The 15,761-nt window shown below is 74.0% G+C and carries 16 protein-coding genes; 11 read left to right on the top strand and 5 right to left on the bottom strand.

Annotated elements, in window-relative coordinates:
• Nucleotides 1–11: 11 nt before the first annotated feature.
• The 4 genes from atpD to BLR12_RS15950 all read left to right on the top strand — a co-directional run bounded on the left by atpD (nucleotide 12) and on the right by BLR12_RS15950 (nucleotide 2,915).
• The gene (atpD, locus tag BLR12_RS15965; RefSeq protein ID WP_091380203.1) at nucleotides 12–1,448 is read left to right on the top strand and encodes a F0F1 ATP synthase subunit beta; all 1,437 of its coding nucleotides are present in this window, start codon (nucleotides 12–14) and stop codon (nucleotides 1,446–1,448) included.
• Between the two features lie 199 nt (nucleotides 1,449–1,647).
• Nucleotides 1,648–1,827, top strand: a complete 180-nt coding sequence (locus BLR12_RS15960; RefSeq protein WP_091380200.1) for a hypothetical protein — start codon at nucleotides 1,648–1,650, stop codon at nucleotides 1,825–1,827.
• A gap of 255 nt (nucleotides 1,828–2,082) precedes the next feature.
• Entirely contained in the window at nucleotides 2,083–2,472 is a 390-nt protein-coding gene (locus BLR12_RS15955) for a F0F1 ATP synthase subunit epsilon (RefSeq protein ID WP_091380199.1), read from the top strand.
• Between the two features lie 38 nt (nucleotides 2,473–2,510).
• Nucleotides 2,511–2,915, top strand: coding sequence for a DUF2550 domain-containing protein (locus BLR12_RS15950; RefSeq protein WP_091380196.1), 405 nt, complete (start codon nucleotides 2,511–2,513; stop codon nucleotides 2,913–2,915).
• Between the two features lie 7 nt (nucleotides 2,916–2,922).
• Here BLR12_RS15950 and BLR12_RS15945 read toward each other — a convergent pair whose 3' ends face one another.
• Complete coding sequence (locus BLR12_RS15945) at nucleotides 2,923–3,546, bottom strand: cob(I)yrinic acid a,c-diamide adenosyltransferase (protein ID WP_091380194.1); 624 nt, start codon at nucleotides 3,544–3,546, stop codon at nucleotides 2,923–2,925.
• A gap of 86 nt (nucleotides 3,547–3,632) precedes the next feature.
• Between BLR12_RS15945 and murA the strand changes: the two genes are divergently transcribed.
• Nucleotides 3,633–4,910, top strand: coding sequence for a UDP-N-acetylglucosamine 1-carboxyvinyltransferase (murA, locus tag BLR12_RS15940; RefSeq protein ID WP_091380192.1), 1,278 nt, complete (start codon nucleotides 3,633–3,635; stop codon nucleotides 4,908–4,910).
• Nucleotides 4,911–4,968: 58 nt separating this feature from the next.
• Here murA and BLR12_RS15935 read toward each other — a convergent pair whose 3' ends face one another.
• Nucleotides 4,969–5,283: a hypothetical protein gene (locus BLR12_RS15935; RefSeq protein ID WP_091380190.1), complete on the bottom strand. Its 315-nt coding sequence runs from the start codon at nucleotides 5,281–5,283 to the stop codon at nucleotides 4,969–4,971.
• 95 nt (nucleotides 5,284–5,378) lie between these two features.
• Between BLR12_RS15935 and BLR12_RS15930 the strand changes: the two genes are divergently transcribed.
• Nucleotides 5,379–7,397: a protein meaA gene (locus tag BLR12_RS15930; RefSeq protein WP_091380187.1), complete on the top strand. Its 2,019-nt coding sequence runs from the start codon at nucleotides 5,379–5,381 to the stop codon at nucleotides 7,395–7,397.
• Nucleotides 7,398–7,437: 40 nt separating this feature from the next.
• On the opposite strand, the gene BLR12_RS15925 is transcribed toward BLR12_RS15930, so the two are convergent.
• Both BLR12_RS15925 and BLR12_RS15920 read right to left on the bottom strand, forming a co-directional pair.
• A complete protein-coding gene (locus tag BLR12_RS15925; protein ID WP_091380184.1) occupies nucleotides 7,438–8,463 on the bottom strand; it encodes a Gfo/Idh/MocA family protein in 1,026 nt (341 codons plus the stop codon).
• 23 nt (nucleotides 8,464–8,486) lie between these two features.
• The gene (locus tag BLR12_RS15920; RefSeq protein ID WP_091381196.1) at nucleotides 8,487–9,215 is read right to left on the bottom strand and encodes a YqjF family protein; all 729 of its coding nucleotides are present in this window, start codon (nucleotides 9,213–9,215) and stop codon (nucleotides 8,487–8,489) included.
• 80 nt (nucleotides 9,216–9,295) lie between these two features.
• On the opposite strand from BLR12_RS15920, the gene BLR12_RS15915 reads away from it, so the two are divergent.
• Both BLR12_RS15915 and BLR12_RS15910 read left to right on the top strand, forming a co-directional pair.
• Nucleotides 9,296–10,069 carry an enoyl-CoA hydratase-related protein gene (locus BLR12_RS15915; protein ID WP_091380182.1) on the top strand — a complete coding sequence of 258 codons (774 nt, stop codon included), beginning with the start codon at nucleotides 9,296–9,298 and terminating at the stop codon, nucleotides 10,067–10,069.
• Nucleotides 10,070–10,438: 369 nt separating this feature from the next.
• On the top strand, nucleotides 10,439–11,782 hold the full coding sequence (locus BLR12_RS15910; RefSeq protein ID WP_255363548.1) for a dicarboxylate/amino acid:cation symporter: 1,344 nt from the start codon (nucleotides 10,439–10,441) through the stop codon (nucleotides 11,780–11,782).
• A 57-nt stretch (nucleotides 11,783–11,839) separates the two neighbouring features.
• Here BLR12_RS15910 and BLR12_RS15905 read toward each other — a convergent pair whose 3' ends face one another.
• Nucleotides 11,840–12,685: a hypothetical protein gene (locus tag BLR12_RS15905; protein WP_091380179.1), complete on the bottom strand. Its 846-nt coding sequence runs from the start codon at nucleotides 12,683–12,685 to the stop codon at nucleotides 11,840–11,842.
• Nucleotides 12,686–12,763: 78 nt separating this feature from the next.
• Here BLR12_RS15905 and nucS point away from each other — a divergent pair, with 78 nt between their 5' ends.
• The 3 genes from nucS (at nucleotide 12,764) to BLR12_RS15890 (ending at nucleotide 15,682) form a co-directional block, all read left to right on the top strand.
• Complete coding sequence (gene nucS, locus BLR12_RS15900; protein ID WP_091381195.1) at nucleotides 12,764–13,435, top strand: endonuclease NucS; 672 nt, start codon at nucleotides 12,764–12,766, stop codon at nucleotides 13,433–13,435.
• A gap of 154 nt (nucleotides 13,436–13,589) precedes the next feature.
• On the top strand, nucleotides 13,590–15,371 hold the full coding sequence (locus tag BLR12_RS15895; RefSeq protein WP_091380176.1) for a 3-hydroxyacyl-CoA dehydrogenase family protein: 1,782 nt from the start codon (nucleotides 13,590–13,592) through the stop codon (nucleotides 15,369–15,371).
• A 74-nt stretch (nucleotides 15,372–15,445) separates the two neighbouring features.
• Nucleotides 15,446–15,682, top strand: coding sequence for a hypothetical protein (locus tag BLR12_RS15890; protein ID WP_255363547.1), 237 nt, complete (start codon nucleotides 15,446–15,448; stop codon nucleotides 15,680–15,682).
• Nucleotides 15,683–15,761 lie beyond the last annotated feature (79 nt).

Below are 15,761 nucleotides of genomic sequence, written 5' to 3'. Positions count from 1 at the left end.
GAGCAGTACAGATGACCGTCACCGAGGACCGTCCGACCACCCAGACGACCGGCCGCGTCGTCCGGGTCACCGGGCCGGTCGTCGACGTCGAGTTCCCGCGCGACGCGATGCCCGACCTGTTCAACGCCCTGGAGGTGGAGGTCACCCTCGCCGACCTGGGCAAGACGCTGACCCTCGAGGTCGCCCAGCACCTGGGTGACAACGTGGTCCGCACCATCTCGATGCAGCCGACCGACGGTCTGGTCCGCGGCGCCGACGTCCGGGACACCGGCTCGGCGATCTCCGTGCCCGTCGGTGACGTCACCACCGGTCACGTGTGGAACGCCCTCGGTCAGTGCCTGGACACCCCCGGCTACGGCCTGGACGCCCCTCGCTGGACGATCCACCGGCACGCGCCTCGGTTCGACCAGCTCGAGGGCCGCACCGAGATGCTGGAGACCGGCATCAAGGTCATCGACCTGCTGACCCCCTACGTGGCCGGCGGGAAGATCGGCCTGTTCGGCGGCGCCGGCGTGGGCAAGACGGTGCTCATCCAGGAGATGATCCGCCGCGTCGCCCAGGAGTTCGGTGGCGTCTCGGTGTTCGCCGGCGTCGGCGAGCGCACCCGTGAGGGCAACGACCTCATCACCGAGATGACCGAGTCCGGCGTCATCGAGTCCACCGCGCTGGTGTTCGGGCAGATGGACGAGCCGCCGGGCACCCGGCTGCGGGTCGCGCTGTCGGCGCTGACGATGGCGGAGTACTTCCGCGACGAGCAGAACCAGGACGTGCTGCTCTTCATCGACAACATCTTCCGGTTCACCCAGGCCGGGTCCGAGGTGTCCACGCTGCTGGGCCGCATGCCGTCGGCCGTGGGCTACCAGCCCACCCTCGCCGACGAGATGGGCGAGCTGCAGGAGCGGATCACCTCGACGCGGGGTCACTCGATCACCTCGCTGCAGGCGATCTACGTGCCCGCCGACGACATCACCGACCCGGCGCCGCACACCACCTTCGCCCACCTCGACGCGACGACGGTGCTCAGCCGGCCGATCTCGGAGAAGGGCATCTACCCGGCCGTGGACCCGCTGGACTCCACCAGCCGGATCCTCGACCCGCAGTACGTCGGGCAGGAGCACTACGCGATCGCCCAGACGGTGAAGCAGGTGCTGCAGCGCTACCAGGAGCTGCAGGACATCATCGCCATCCTCGGCATCGACGAGCTCTCCGAGGAGGACAAGGTCACGGTCAACCGGGCCCGGCGCGTCGAGCGCTTCCTCTCGCAGAACATGTTCGTCGCCGAGGCCTTCACCGGCCAGCCCGGCTCGTTCGTGCCGGTGGCGGAGACGCTGCAGGCGTTCAAGGCGATCACCGACGGCGAGTACGACAACGTGCCCGAGCAGGCGTTCTTCATGTGCGGTGGTCTCGAGGACCTCGAGCGCAACGCCGACAAGCTCAAGCGTTCCTGACGAAGGGCCCCGTCGACGGCCGGTTCCCCCACGGGGGAACCGGCCGTCCTCGTGTGTGGGGCCCGGTGCGCGGGTAGCCCGCCGCCGAGGCGCCGCGTGGCGGGCAGCGTGTGGCACGGGTCGCCTCAAGGGCACCCCGACAGCAGCCGATCTTGACGGGGACGCCCGGAACAGCTGGGCGACGACCGGGAGAGACGACGTGGACGGCATCACCGGGATCAGGGCGGACGGAGCCGACTGGAGCTGGCCTCCGTCGGCCGCGGTGCCCTACGTCGACGGCCGCCACTTCCACACCGACGACTGGGCGCCGGCCTCGACCGTGCGCCGGCCGTGGGTGCGCGTGGGCCGCTGGACCCTGCTGTACCGCCGCTGCGCCTGAAGGAGGACCCCGTCCTCCCCACCTTCGCATGCTCAGGGGCGGGCCCCTGGACGGGGCCGCCGTCCTCTCCACCCCTCGCTCCGCTTGAGTGTGCCCTGGACAGGGCCGGCGGTGAGCCTCTGCACGGAGCCGGCCCGGGCGGGGCCGGGGCCTGCGGGGCTGTGCGGACGCGGCCGATAGAGTGGGGCCCGACCCGTCGCCGTGTCCCTCCCGGGCGCGGCGTCCCCACGTCGGTGGATGGACCCGAGGAGTGTTGTGGCGACCCTGCATGTCGAGTTGGTGGCCGTCGAGCGGATGATCTGGTCCGGCGAGGCCAGCATGGTCGTCGCCCGCACGACCGAGGGTGAGCTCGGCGTCCTGCCCGGGCACGCGCCGCTGCTGGGCCAGCTCGCCGACGGTGGCGTCGTGACCGTCCGCACCACCGAGGGCGAGGACATGGTCGTCGCCGCGCACGGTGGGTTCCTCTCGGTCACCGACCGCGGTGTCTCGATCCTCGCCGAGACCGCCGAGATCTCCTCCGAGATCGACGTCGAGCGGGCGCGCGAGGCGCTGCGCCGCGCCGAGGACGCGGGAGACGACCCGGAGGCCCTCGCCGCCGCCAAGCGCGCCCAGTCCCGGCTGCGCGCCGCCGGCCAGGACGCCTGAGCCCGCGCCGACGTCCCGCCTGACCCCTGGCGCACCGGATGACGACCGAGCTCATCGTCCTGGTCGCCGCGGTCGCGCTCGTCGCGCTGGTCGTCGCCTTCCTGCTGCGCCGCCACTTCCTGCTGTCCGGGCTGGGTGCGGTGACCATGTACCTGCGTCCGACCGGCTCGTCGCGCTGGTCGGTGGGCGTGGGCTGGTACGGCGGCGACTCGCTGCTCTGGTACCGGGCGGTGTCGCTGTCGGTCCGCCCACAGCAGCGGCTGTGCCGCTCGGAGTTCCGGGTGGAGTCGCGCCGCCGGGCCTGCTCGGAGGACGTCGCGCTGCCCCCGGACGTCGTCGTCCTCTCCTGCGCCACGGCGGCCGGTCCCCGCGAGCTGGCCATGGACCCCTCGACGGTGACCGGCTTCCTGTCCTGGGTGGAGTCCGCGCCCCCGGTGCGCTGAGCGCCGATCAGTCGCCGGCGGGGCCCTCCGCCGACCTCGCCGCCCGCTGGGCGTGTGCGCCGCTGTGGGCACCCGGCTCCCACAGCACGTCCCCGCCGGGGTTGGCGACGCGGGCGAGGATGAACAGCAGGTCCGACAGCCGGTTGAGGTAGCGGGCGGTCTCGGCGTTGGTGTGCTCGGCGTCGGCCTCCAGCAGGGCCCACACGCTGCGCTCGGCCCGGCGGACGACGACCCGCGCCTGGTGCAGCAGCGCGGCCAGCGGCGTGCCCCCGGGCAGGATGAAGCTGGACAGCGTGGGCAGCTGGGCGTTGTACGAGTCGCAGGCCGCCTCCAGCCGCTCGGTGTAGACCGCGGTCACCCGCAGCGGCGGGTACTGCGGGTCCGGCGTGATCGGCGTGGACAGGTCGGCACCGACGTCGAACAGGTCGTTCTGCACGCTGCGCACCAGCTCGGTCAGCTCCGGCGGAGGGGAGCCGAGGGCCAGGGCGACACCGAGGACGCTGTTGGCCGCGTCGACGTCGGCGTAGGCCACCAGGCGCGGGTCGGTCTTGGTCACCCGGCTCATGTCGCCCAGGTGCGTCTGGCCGGCGTCACCGGTCTTCGTGTAGATGCGAGTCAGCCGGACGGTCATGCCCGGAGCCTAGAAGAAGGACCTGCTGCCCCCCACCGCTCGCAGGCTCGCGTCGGGACCCTGCAGCCGGGCCATAGGGTGGTCCGGTGGAGTGCTTCGAGGTCGCCGGCGGAACGGCCCTGACCGGGCGGGTGCGGGTCACCGGCGCCAAGAACAGCGCGCTGAAGCTCATGGCGGCGGCGCTGCTGGCGGCGGGGCGCACCACGATCGACGAGGTCCCCGACATCCTCGACGTGGCGATCATGAGCGAAGTGCTCCGCCGGCTCGGCTGCGACGTCACCTACGAGCGGCACGAGCACGGCGGGGGCGGCCGGCTGGTCGTCGACGTCCCCGAGCAGCCCTCCACCGAGACCGACTACGACCTGGTGCGCAGGATGCGCGCCTCCATCAGCGTGCTCGGCCCGCTGGTCGCCCGGTGCGGCTCGGCGAGGGTGGCGCTGCCCGGTGGCGACGCGATCGGCTCCCGCGGGCTGGACATGCACATCTCCGGCCTGGAACGGCTGGGCGCCACCATCGAGAGCGAGCACGGCTTCCTGGTCGCCACGGCCCCGCGGCTCGAGGGCACGAGCATCTGGCTGGACTTCCCCTCGGTGGGCGCCACGGAGAACCTGCTCATGGCCGCCGTCCTGGCCGACGGCACGACCGTCATCGACAACGCCGCCCGCGAGCCGGAGATCGTCGACATCTGCTCGATGCTCACCGCGATGGGCGCGCGCATCGAGGGCGCCGGCTCCTCGACGATCATCGTCGAGGGCGTCGAGGAGCTGAAGCCGGTCACCTACACGACCGTCCCCGACCGGATCGTCGCCGGCACCTGGGCCATCGGCGCGGTCATGACCCGTGGGGACGTCGTCATCGAGCGGGCCGTGGCCGACCACCTCACCGTCGCACTGGCCAAGCTCAGCGACGCGGGCGCGCACGTCGAGCCGCTGCCCGACGGCCTGCGGGTCGCGATGGACGGCCGCCCGCGCTGCGTGGACGTCGTCACGCTGCCCTACCCGGGGTTCCCCACCGACCTGCAGCCGATGGCCGTCGCGCTGGCGGCGGTCTCCACCGGGACCGCGCTGATCACCGAGAACGTGTTCGAGGGCCGGTTCATGTTCGCCAACGAGCTGGTCCGGCTCGGCGCCTCCGTGCGGATCGACGGCCACCACGCCGTCGTCCGGGGCAGGGAGCGGCTCTCCAGCGCGCCGGTGGTGGCCACCGACATCCGTGCCGGCGCCGGGCTGGTGCTGGCCGGGCTGGTGTCCGACGGCGTCACCGAGGTGCAGGAGGTGCACCACGTCGACCGCGGCTACCCCGACTTCGTCGAGCAGCTGCGCGGGCTCGGCGCCCAGATCGAGCGGGTCGAGCGACCCGGCTAGCGGTCCGCTGCAGGACCCCGCCGCGAGCGGGCCGGGGTAGGGGCAGCGGTGCCCTGCGTCAAGCGGCGGGGAACGACGCGGCCAGCGCCCGGGCGCGCGCGGCGTCCTCGGGGAAGACCAGCACCTCGGTGCGGTGCGGGCCCGACGTGCGCACCGTGGAGCGGATGCCCGCATCGGAGAGGACCGCGCGCAGCGCCAGCGCCGACTCCTGCCGGGACAGCGTGGCGACGCGGGTCAGCAGCCCGTCGTCCGACGGGGGACGACGGCGAGGCTCGCTGCGGAAGGCCCACCGCAGGAACAGCGCGAGCCCGGCGATCACGGTGAACGCGATCACCGGGGCGGTCAGGTAGTGCATCCCGGCCACCGGTGCCATCCCGGTCCTCCTCTCCCCACCGGCGAGTGTGCCACCGGGAGGACACCCGGAGGCGGTCTCGCTACTGGCCGGTAACAGCCCTACACTCCGCGGTCATGCCGTTCCCTCCACCGTCGAAGGAGCGCGACCGCCCCTGGGTGATGCGCACCTATGCAGGGCACTCGTCGCCGGCCGAGTCCAACGCGCTGTACCGGCGCAACCTCGCCAAGGGGCAGACCGGCCTGTCGGTCGCCTTCGACCTGCCCACGCAGACCGGGTACGACCCCGACGACGAGCTCGCGGTCGGTGAGGTCGGCAAGGTCGGCGTCCCGGTGACCCACATCGGCGACATGCGGGCGCTGTTCGACGGCATCCCGCTCGACGAGATGAACACGTCGATGACGATCAACGCCACCGCGATGTGGCTGCTGGCGCTCTACCAGGCGGTCGCGGAGGAGCAGGGGCACGACGTCGCGGCGCTGGCCGGGACCACGCAGAACGACATCATCAAGGAGTACCTGTCGCGGGGCACGCACGTGTTCCCGCCCGGGCCCTCCATGCGGCTGATCACCGACATGGTCGCCTACACGGTGACGGCGATGCCGAAGTGGAACCCCATCAACATCTGCAGCTACCACCTGCAGGAGGCCGGGGCGACGCCGGTGCAGGAGATCGCCTACGCGATGAGCACCGCCATCGCCGTCCTGGACTCGGTGCGCGACTCCGGCCAGGTGCCGCAGGAGCGGTTCGGCGAGGTGGTCGCGCGCGTCTCCTTCTTCGTCAACGCGGGGGTCCGCTTCGTCGAGGAGATGTGCAAGATGCGGGCCTTCACCCGGCTCTGGGACGAGCTGACGCAGGAGCGCTACGGCGTCCAGGACCCCAGGCACCGGCGGTTCCGCTACGGCGTGCAGGTCAACTCGCTGGGCCTGACCGAGGCGCAGCCGGAGAACAACGTCCAGCGCATCGTGCTGGAGATGCTCGGGGTCACCCTGTCCAAGGACGCCCGCGCCCGCGCCGTGCAGCTGCCCGCCTGGAACGAGGCGCTGGGCCTGCCCCGGCCGTGGGACCAGCAGTGGTCGCTGCGGCTGCAGCAGGTGCTGGCCTACGAGACCGACCTGCTGGAGTACGACGACCTGTTCACCGGCTCGGTCGTCGTCGAGCGGAAGGTCGCCGAGCTGGTGGACGGCGCGAGGGCCGAGATGGCGCGCGTCGCAGGGATGGGCGGCGCCGTCGCGGCCGTCGAGTCCGGCTACATGAAGAGCGCGATGGTCGGTTCCCTGGCCGAGCGGCGGCGGCGGATCGAGAGCGGGGAGGACGTCGTCGTCGGCGTCAACCGGTTCGAGGCCACCGAGCCCAACCCGCTGCTGGCCGACCTCGACGCCGCGATCCAGGTCGTCGACCCGGCCGTGGAGGCGGCGGCCTGCCGGTCGGTGCAGCAGTGGCGCGCCGAGCGGGACCCGGAGCCCGTCCGGCGGGCGCTCGCCCGGCTGCGCGAGGTCGCCGGCACCGACGAGAACCTGATGGAGGCCACCCTCGAGTGCGCCCGCGCAGGTGTGACGACGGGGGAGTGGGCCGGGGTGCTCCGCGGGGTGTTCGGCGAGTACCGGGCGCCCACCGGCGTCGCGACGGCCACCGGTGGCGGCGAGGCCGACCGGACGCTGGTCGAGGTCCGCGAGCGGGTCCGGGCCACGGGCGAGGAGCTCGGCGGGCGGCTGCGCCTGCTGGTCGGCAAGCCCGGCCTGGACGGTCACTCCAACGGCGCAGAGCAGATCGCCGTCCGCGCGCGGGACGCCGGCTTCGAGGTCGTCTACCAGGGCATCCGGCTGACCCCGGCGCAGATCGTCTCCGCCGCGGTCGAGGAGGACGTGCACGTCGTCGGCCTGTCGGTGCTCTCCGGCTCGCACCTGCAGGTGGTGCCGGCGGTGCTGCGCGGGCTGCGCGAGGCCGGTCTGGACGACGTCCCGGTGGTCGTCGGCGGGATCGTGCCCGACAGCGACGCCCGCCGGCTGCGCGAGCTGGGCGTGGCCCGGGTCTTCACGCCCAAGGACTTCGGGCTGACCGACATCATGGGGAAGATCGTCGACGTGGTCCGCGAGGCCCACCGTCTCGACGAACGCGTCCCCGACCCCGCGTGAGGGAGTGGACCCGTGCGGACGCCCGCACGGGTCCACTCCGCTACAGCCGGACGACGACGCCCTCCGTGGCGCTGCGGCGGGCGGCGTCGAGCACCCCGGCGGTCGCCACGGCGTCCCGCGGGTCCACCGGGACCGGGCCCTCCCCGCGGACGGCGGCGGCGAACGCCGGGTAGAAGGTGTCCCAGCGGCCCCGCTCGGTCGGCACCACGACGCCCTCGTCCCCGCGCCGCAACTGGCCCCAGCGCTCCTCCGGCTCGGCGCCCCAGCGCTCGCCCAGCGTGGCCGGCGTCTGCCCGGCCAGCAGCGCGGCCTCCTGCCCGTCCATCGGCCCGCCGACGACGTAGGCCCCGTCGGTGCCGCTGACCCGGAAACGGTCGCCGGGCGCCCCCTGGCTCCAGCTGCCCCAGAGGTGCGAGTGGGCGCCCTCGGCGTGGGTGAGCGCGACGAACACGTCGTCGTCCCGTCCGCTGTCGGTCGGTCGCCACTCCGCGTAGACGCTGGTCACCGGGCCGAGCAGCACCAGCGCCTGGTCGACCAGGTGGCTGCCGAAGTCCAGCAGCGTGCCGCCGCCCGCGGCCGGCGGGCCGGGCTCGGGCTCGAAGCGCTCGAACCGCGACTCGAAGCGGGTCACCGTGCCCAGCCGGCCCTCGTCGACCAGCGCCCGGACGGTGCGGAAGTCGGAGTCCCACCGGCGGTTCTGGTACGGCGCGAGCGGCAGCCGCCGCGCCGCGGCCAGCTGCACCGTCTCCTGCGCGGCCGGGGCGTCCAGCGCGAAGGGCTTGTCGCAGACGACGGCGAGGTCCAGGGACAGCGCCTGCTCGGTCAGCGGGGTGTGGGTGTCCGCGGGCGTGGAGATCGCCACCGCCTCGGCGCCGGCGTCGGCCAGCTCCTCGAGCGAGCCGAACGTGCGCAGGCCGGGGTGCTCGGCGGCGACCTGCGCCCGCCGCTCGGCCGACGTCGTCACCACGCCGAGGAGGTCGACCTCCGGTGCGGCGGCCAGCAGAGGGGCGTGGAACCACCGGCCGCCGAAGCCGTAGCCGACCAGTCCGAAGCGCACGGGGTCCATGCCGCGATCATGCCGTGCCCGGGTCAGCGCAGGCGCGGGCCGAAGCGGACGTCGACGCCGGGGGAGAACAGCACGCTGTCCGGGGCGCCGCCCACCGTGGGCAGCCCGGCCGGGGCCAGCAGGTCCTCGTCGCACGCCACCAGCTCGGCGGAGTGCAGCGGCCACGCCGGGTGCTCGTTCGGCCAGTACGCCAGGCGCCCGGACGCCGTCTGGTGCAGCCCCCACCGGCCGGTGAGGAACCCGGCCAGCGGCCCGGGGTCGGCCAGCCGCGCGCCCACCCGGACGGCGACCCGGCCGCCCGCACCACGCGGGCCGGGCCAGCGCCGCCGCGAGGTGTAGGTCAGCAGGTCGCCCTCGCGGCGCACCCGCATCCGCGCCCAGCAGTAGGGCAGCCCGGCGACCCAGCGGGCGGTGAGCACGGGCAGCAGCCGGTCGGCGTCCAGGGACCGGAACACCACCCCGCGCCGTCCCCGGTCGTCGGCGGAGTACAGCCGGACGTTGGTCTCGGCGAAGGACCCGGCCCACGGCAGGCCCGGCGCCCCCAGCAGGCCGATCCGGCGCATCCGGAAGGGGATCAGCCCGACGTACGTGGCACCGCCGAGCACGTCGGGCCGGGTGCCGGGCGGGAGGAGCGGGGCGACCAGCTCCGGGTCCACCGCCCAGTGCAGGAAGGCGACGTCCCGCCAGCCCTGCGTGAACACCGTGCGCCCGGCCGGGCGGGGCGCGGTGTCGGTGACGTCCTCGGGCTGCACGCCCACGAGCCTCCCAGCCCGGTGCCACCGGCCGCCGTCCCCCGTTGCCCCCACCCGCCCGGCCGTGGTGTGGTCCCCGCATGACTGCAGACGGTGCCCCCCGGGTCCGGCGCGACGGTGACGTCGTCACCCTCACGATGTGCCGGCCCGCGAAGCGCAACGCACTGTCCCGCGAGCACCTGGAGCAGCTGCTGGCCGCGGTGACGACGGTGGGCGAGAGCGACGCCGCCGGGCTGGTCATCGCGGCGGAGGGACCGGTGTTCAGCGCGGGCCACGACTTCGCCGACGTCGCCGGCCGGCCGGTCCCCGAGGTGCGCAGCCTGCTGCAGCTGTGCACCGAGCTGATGCAGGCGCTGCACGACGTCCCGCAGGTGGTGCTGGCCCGCGTGCACGCGCTGGCCACCGCGGCCGGCTGCCAGCTGGTGGCCTCCTGCGACCTGGCGGTGGCCGCGGAGTCCGCCGGCTTCGCCGCCCCCGGCGGCAAGGGCGGCTGGTTCTGCCACACGCCGATGGTGGCCATCGCCCGTGACATCGGCCGCAAGCGGGCCATGGAGCTGGCGCTCACCGGCGACGTCATCGACGCCGCGACCGCGCTGGACTGGGGCCTGGTCAACCGGGTGGTGCCCGACGCCGAGCTGGACGACGCCGTCGCCGACCTGATGGCCCGCGCCACCCGCGGCTCCCGGGCCAGCAAGGCCTGGGGCAAGCAGACGATGCACTCCCAGCTGGGCCGGCCCGAGCGGGACGCCTACACGACCGCGGTCGAGGTCATGGCCGCCGCCAGCCAGCTGCCCGGCGCCGTCGAGGGCATGTCGGCGTTCCTGGAGAAGCGGCGCCCGGTCTGGTCGGACTGACGAAGGACCACCCTTCCCCACTTGGAGGGCCCCCTCGCCCCCCGCCTCGAAGGACCCCCTCGCCCCCCACCGCTCGCAAGCTCACGGCGGGCCCCTGCGAGGGGGCCGTCAGGGCTCGCGGCGGGACCCTGCGGGGGGGCCGTCAGGGCTTCGGCGCGGGGCCCTGAAGGGCGGCCGTTCCCGTGCGTCACCGAGGTGAGAGTGCCCACAGGCGGGATGGGACGGTGCCGGGGCGGACTTGACCCCCCTGTGCGTGACAGGTGGGACCTGACCCGGCGGCGGGCGCTCGACTTCGGGCGGATGACGGCCGACTCCTGAGCGCCCGCGCTCCGTCGTCCCCTCCTCAGCCCGTCCCCGGAAGGCACCCTCGTGCTCGCTCGTCTCCGCCGCGTCCCCTTCGCGGCGCAGGTCCTCCTCGCCCTCGTGCTGGGGGTCGCCCTCGGCCTCGTCGCCCGGGACCTCGGTCCCGTCGGCGACGGTTCCCCGAACTGGTTGACCAGCACCCTCGACACCGTCGGCAGCACCTTCGTGACCCTGCTGCGGGTCCTCGTGCCGCCGCTCGTCGTCACCGCCGTCATCGTCAGCATCGCCAACCTGCGGCAGGTGTCCAACGCCGCCCGGCTGGCCGGGCAGACCCTGCTGTGGTTCGGCATCACCGCGCTGATCGCCGTCTCGATCGGCATCGGCCTCGGTCTGCTCACCGAGCCTGGCCGCAACAGCACGGTCGACGCCGCCGCCCAGCAGGCGCCCGAGACCACCGGCGGCTGGTGGGACTTCCTCACCGGCCTGGTTCCGGCCAACGTCCTCGGTCTCGAGACCTCGTCCGACGGCGGCCTGTCGTTCAACGTGCTGCAGCTGATCGTGCTGGCCGTGGCGGTCGGCGTCGCCGCGCTCAAGGTGGGCGAGCCGGCCGAGCCGTTCCTGGCGCTGACCCGCTCGGCGCTGGCGGTCGTGCAGAAGCTGCTGTGGTGGGTCATCCTGCTGGCCCCGATCGGCACGGTGGGCCTGATCGGCAACGCGGTGGCCAGCTACGGCTGGGAGTCCGTCGGCTCGCTCGGCGTCTTCGCCGCCGCGGTCTACGCGGGTCTCGCGCTGGTGCTGTTCGGCGTCTACCCGGTGCTGCTGAAGCTGCACGGCCTCTCACCGGTGCGCTGGTTCGCCGGCGCCTGGCCGGCCATCCAGCTGGCCTTCGTGTCCCGCTCGTCGATCGGCACCCTGCCGGTGACCGAGCGGGTGACCGAGCAGGAGCTCGGCGTCCCCCGGTCCTACGCCTCGTTCGCCGTCCCGCTGGGCGCGACGACCAAGATGGACGGCTGCGCCGCGATCTACCCGGCGCTGGCCGCGATCTTCGTGGCCCAGTTCTTCGGCGTCGACCTCGCGCTGACCGACTACCTGCTGATCGCGCTGGTCTCCGTGGTCGGCTCGGCCGCCACCGCCGGCGTCACCGGCGCGGTCGTCATGCTGACCCTCACCCTGTCGACCCTGGGTCTGCCGCTGGCCGGCGTCGGCCTGCTGCTGGCGATCGACCCCATCCTCGACATGGGTCGGACGGCGGTGAACGTCGCGGGCCAGGCGCTGGTGCCGACGATCGTCGCGAAGCGCGAGGGGATCCTCGACGAGGAGCGGTTCCGCTCGACCTCGGCGGCCCGCCCGCTGGCGCCCGTCGCCGAGCGCGGGGGAGTGGACGGCGACCTGCGGCCCGCCACCGCCTGAAGAAGGACCCCCTGCCCCCCACCGCTCGCAGGCTCGCGGCGGGACCCTGCAGGGGGCCTACGCCCCGGACAGGTCCGCGCAGCCGGTCTCGTGCGGCAGCAGCGGGCGCAGCCGCAGCGACCACCGGGTGCCGTCGGGCGCCACCCACGGCGTCAGGGTGGTCGCACCTCCCGCCACCTCGAGGACGGACGCGGCCTCGGCGCCGCGGGCGACCACGCAGGACAGCCCCACCCCGCCCGGCAGCGGCTCACCGGGCAGCGCCGGCCCGGGCCAGGCGGTCTCGGGCTGCGCCAGCGCCGGGTCGCCGGGGTCGGTCCACGGCGCGACGACGGCGGCCACCGCGTCGGCCTGGTACGGCTCCGGCCCGGTCGCGCCCAGCGGCTCGGGTGAGGTGAGGACGTCGAGCAGCCCGATGAGCTCGCCGCGCGCCGCCTGCTGCTCCATGGTGACCCCGCTGTCCCCGGGCAGCTCGAACAGCGCCTCGACCTCGCGCACCGCCGTCCCCTCGTCGGTGACGAGGGTGAACCGGGTCGCGGGGGCGTCGGCGACCGGTGGCGTGCCGAGGTCACCCGTGGCGGTCACGCCGGCCGCCACGGCCCGGTCGACGACGGTCTGGACGCCCTCGGCGTCGAGCTGCCACACCTGCAGGGCCGGCAGCGCCGGCGGCGGGTAGACCTCGATCTGGGCGCCGGGCGCGACGACCCGGCCGTCGCCGAAGACGGCGACCAGCGGCAGCCGGGCGGCCAGCTCCTCCGGGGTGGTGAAGCCACCGACGTGCTCCACCGACAGCACCAGCGGGCCGGGCCCGAACGTGGCCGGGGCCGGCCGGGTGGCGGCGTCCCCGGCGTCCCCGGCACAGCCGCTGAGCAGCACGAGCAGGGCGAGGAGCGGAGCGCGTCTCACCGGGTCAGGATGGCCTCGCCAGGGGCCGGCGGCCGCCCGCCCCGGCGCATCGTTGCCGGTTCGGTACCGTCGGTCCCCGTGCGCCTGGTCATCGCCCGTTGCTCGGTCGACTACGTGGGGCGGCTGACCGCCCACCTGCCCATGGCGCCCCGGCTGCTGCTGGTCAAGGCCGACGGCTCGGTGTCGGTGCACGCCGACGACCGCGCCTACAAGCCGCTGAACTGGATGACCCCGCCGTGCTCGTTCCGGGACGAGCTGGTGGACGGCGCGGGCACCTGGACGGTCACCAACAAGGCCGGCGAGCAGCTGATCATCACCATCGAGTCGGTGGAGCACGACAGCTCCCACGAGCTCGGCGTCGACCCGGGCCTGCAGAAGGACGGCGTGGAGGCCGAGCTGCAGCGGCTGCTGGCCCTGCACGTGGAGACCTTCGGGGCGGGCTGGTCGCTGGTCCGCCGCGAGTACCCGACCGCGATCGGCCCGGTCGACCTGCTCTGCCGCGACGCCGACGGCGGCACGGTGGCCGTGGAGATCAAGCGCCGCGGCGAGATCGACGGCGTCGAGCAGCTCACCCGCTACCTGGAGCTGCTCAACCGCGACCCGCGTCTGGCGCCGGTCAAGGGCGTCTTCGCCGCGCAGGAGATCAAGCCGCAGGCCCGGGTGCTGGCCGGTGATCGCGGCATCGACTGCGTCACCGTCGACTACGCCGTCCTCAAGGGCACCGACGACCCCTCCCAGCGGCTGTTCTGAGCGGACCGCCTCACCACCACTCGCAGGCCCGTGGTGGGACCCGAGAGCCGGCCGGACGGGGCCAGGACTACCGGCGGGTAGCCCGGGTGGGAGACTGCCCCCGATCGCGGACGGGGTGCCCGGTGCCGGGTGCCGGCGCAGAGGAGATGGCAGCGTGGCCAGAGAACTGACCGAGGTCGGCGTGGTGGGGCTGGGCACCATGGGGGCCGGCATCGCCGAGGTGCTCGCCCGCGCGGGCCTGTCGGTGACCGCCGTGGACGTCGACGACGCGGCCGTGGCCCGCGGCCGGGCGCACGTCGAGCAGTCCACCGGCAAGGCGGTGGCGCGCGGCAAGCTCGACCCCGCCGACCGCGACGCCATCCTCGGCCGGATCCGGTTCGCCACGTCGCTGGAGGACCTCGCCCAGGCCGAGCTGGTCGTCGAGGCCGTCCCCGAGCGGATGGACCTCAAGCGCGAGATCTTCTCCGCGCTGGACAAGATCTGCCCGCCGGACACCATCCTGGCCACCAACACCTCGAGCCTGTCGGTCACCGAGATCTCGGTGGCGACCGGTCGGCCGAGCAAGGTCATCGGGATGCACTTCTTCAACCCGGCGCCGGTCATGAAGCTCGTCGAGGTCGTGCGCACGGTCGTGACCGAGCAGCCGGTCGTCGAGGACGTCGAGGCCCTGGCCGCGCGGCTGGGCAAGGTCGACGTGACGATCGGGGACAAGGCCGGCTTCATCGCCAACGCGCTGCTCTTCGGCTACCTCAACCACGCGGTCGCCATGTACGAGAACCGCTACGCCAGCCGCGAGGACATCGACGCGGCGATGCGGCTGGGCTGCGGCCTGCCGATGGGCCCGCTGGCGCTCATGGACCTCATCGGCATCGACACCGCCTACGAGATCCTCGAGACGATGTACCGGCAGTCGCGCGACCGGCTGCACGCGCCGAACCCGATCATCAAGCAGATGATGACCGCGGGCCTGCTGGGCCGGAAGTCCGGCCGCGGCTTCTACACCTACGCCGGCCGTGACTCCGCCGAGGTGGTGCCCGACGCCCGGACCCCGACGCCGGGCGGGGCCGCCGAGGGCGCCCGCGAGGTGCGGACGGTCGGCGTCGTCGGCTCCGGGACGATGGCCACCGGCATCGTCGAGGTCGTCGCGAAGGGCGGCTACGACGTCCGCTTCGTCGCCCGCTCGCCGGAGAAGGTCGAGGCGGTGCACACCGCGCTGGCCCGGTCGCTGGAGAAGCAGGTCCAGCGCGGCCGGCTCGACGAGTCCGAGCGCGACGCGGTGCTCGCCCGGGTCGACGGGACGACGTCGCTGGACGAGCTCGCCGACCGCGACCTGGTCGTCGAGGCCGTCGTCGAGTCGCTGGCGGTCAAGGAGGCCCTGTTCGCCAACCTCGGCGAGATCGTCCGGCCCGGCGCGGTGCTGGCCACCACCACCTCCAGCCTGCCGGTCATCGAGTGCGCGAAGGCCAGCGGCCGGCCGGCCGACGTCGTCGGCATGCACTTCTTCAACCCCGCCCAGGTCATGAAGCTGGTCGAGGTGGTGTCGACGATCTCCACCGCCCCCGACGTCGCGGCGACCGCGCACGCGGTGTCCGAGCGGCTGGGCAAGCACGCGGTGTCGTGCACCGACCGGGCCGGGTTCATCGTCAACGCGCTGCTGTTCCCGTACCTCAACGACGCGGTGAAGATGCTCCAGGCGCACTACGCGACGGCCGACGACATCGACGCCGCGATGAAGGTCGGCTGCGGTTACCCGATGGGGCCCTTCGAACTGCTGGACGTCGTCGGGCTCGACGTGTCCCTGGCGATCGAGCGGGAGCTGTACACCGAGTTCCGCGAGCCGGGCTTCGCGCCCGCACCGCTGCTCGAGCACCTGGTCACCGCCGGGTACCTGGGCCGCAAGACCGGTCGCGGTTTCCGGGACCACGCGAGCCGCTGAGCCCGGTGCCCCGCCGCGGTGGACGGAACGGGTCGCGGCCTGCGGGCCGCGACCCGTCCCGCCGTCCCGAGGCGGTGGAGGAGGCGGCGGACGGCGACTGGGTCGTCCGCCGGCTGACCGGCGCAGCGACCGGCAAGACCTACCGCTGCCCGGGGTGCGACCAGGAGATCCGCCCGGGGACGCCGCACCTGGTGACCTGGCCGGCCTATCCCCGCGACTCAGACCTCGACCCCTGGGACACCGGGTCGGCCGCCGACCGGCGCCGGCACTGGCACGGCACCTGCTGGCAGTCGCGGGGCCACCGCCGGTGAAGGACCTCCTGCTCCCCGAGAAGGACCCCGTCCCCCTCACCCCTCGCAAGCTCGGGGTGAGCCTCCGGACGGGGCCACC

The organism is Geodermatophilus sp. DSM 45219 (assembly GCF_900104025.1).
Classification (GTDB): domain Bacteria; phylum Actinomycetota; class Actinomycetes; order Mycobacteriales; family Geodermatophilaceae; genus Geodermatophilus.
This window is presented reverse-complemented; position numbering and strand designations above follow the sequence as displayed.

What these genes read in the sequence shown, in the direction of transcription:
- BLR12_RS15935 (WP_091380190.1), bottom strand. Translation starts at nt 5,283, where the DNA reads ATGGCACCGGTGGCCGGGATGCACTACCTGACCGCCCCGGTGATCGCG.
- BLR12_RS15925 (WP_091380184.1), bottom strand. Translation starts at nt 8,463, where the DNA reads ATGGACCCCGTGCGCTTCGGACTGGTCGGCTACGGCTTCGGCGGCCGG.
- atpD (WP_091380203.1), top strand. Translation starts at nt 12, where the DNA reads ATGACCGTCACCGAGGACCGTCCGACCACCCAGACGACCGGCCGCGTC.
- BLR12_RS15915 (WP_091380182.1), top strand. Translation starts at nt 9,296, where the DNA reads ATGACTGCAGACGGTGCCCCCCGGGTCCGGCGCGACGGTGACGTCGTC.
- BLR12_RS15950 (WP_091380196.1), top strand. Translation starts at nt 2,511, where the DNA reads ATGACGACCGAGCTCATCGTCCTGGTCGCCGCGGTCGCGCTCGTCGCG.
- BLR12_RS15930 (WP_091380187.1), top strand. Translation starts at nt 5,379, where the DNA reads ATGCCGTTCCCTCCACCGTCGAAGGAGCGCGACCGCCCCTGGGTGATG.
- BLR12_RS15945 (WP_091380194.1), bottom strand. Translation starts at nt 3,546, where the DNA reads ATGACCGTCCGGCTGACTCGCATCTACACGAAGACCGGTGACGCCGGC.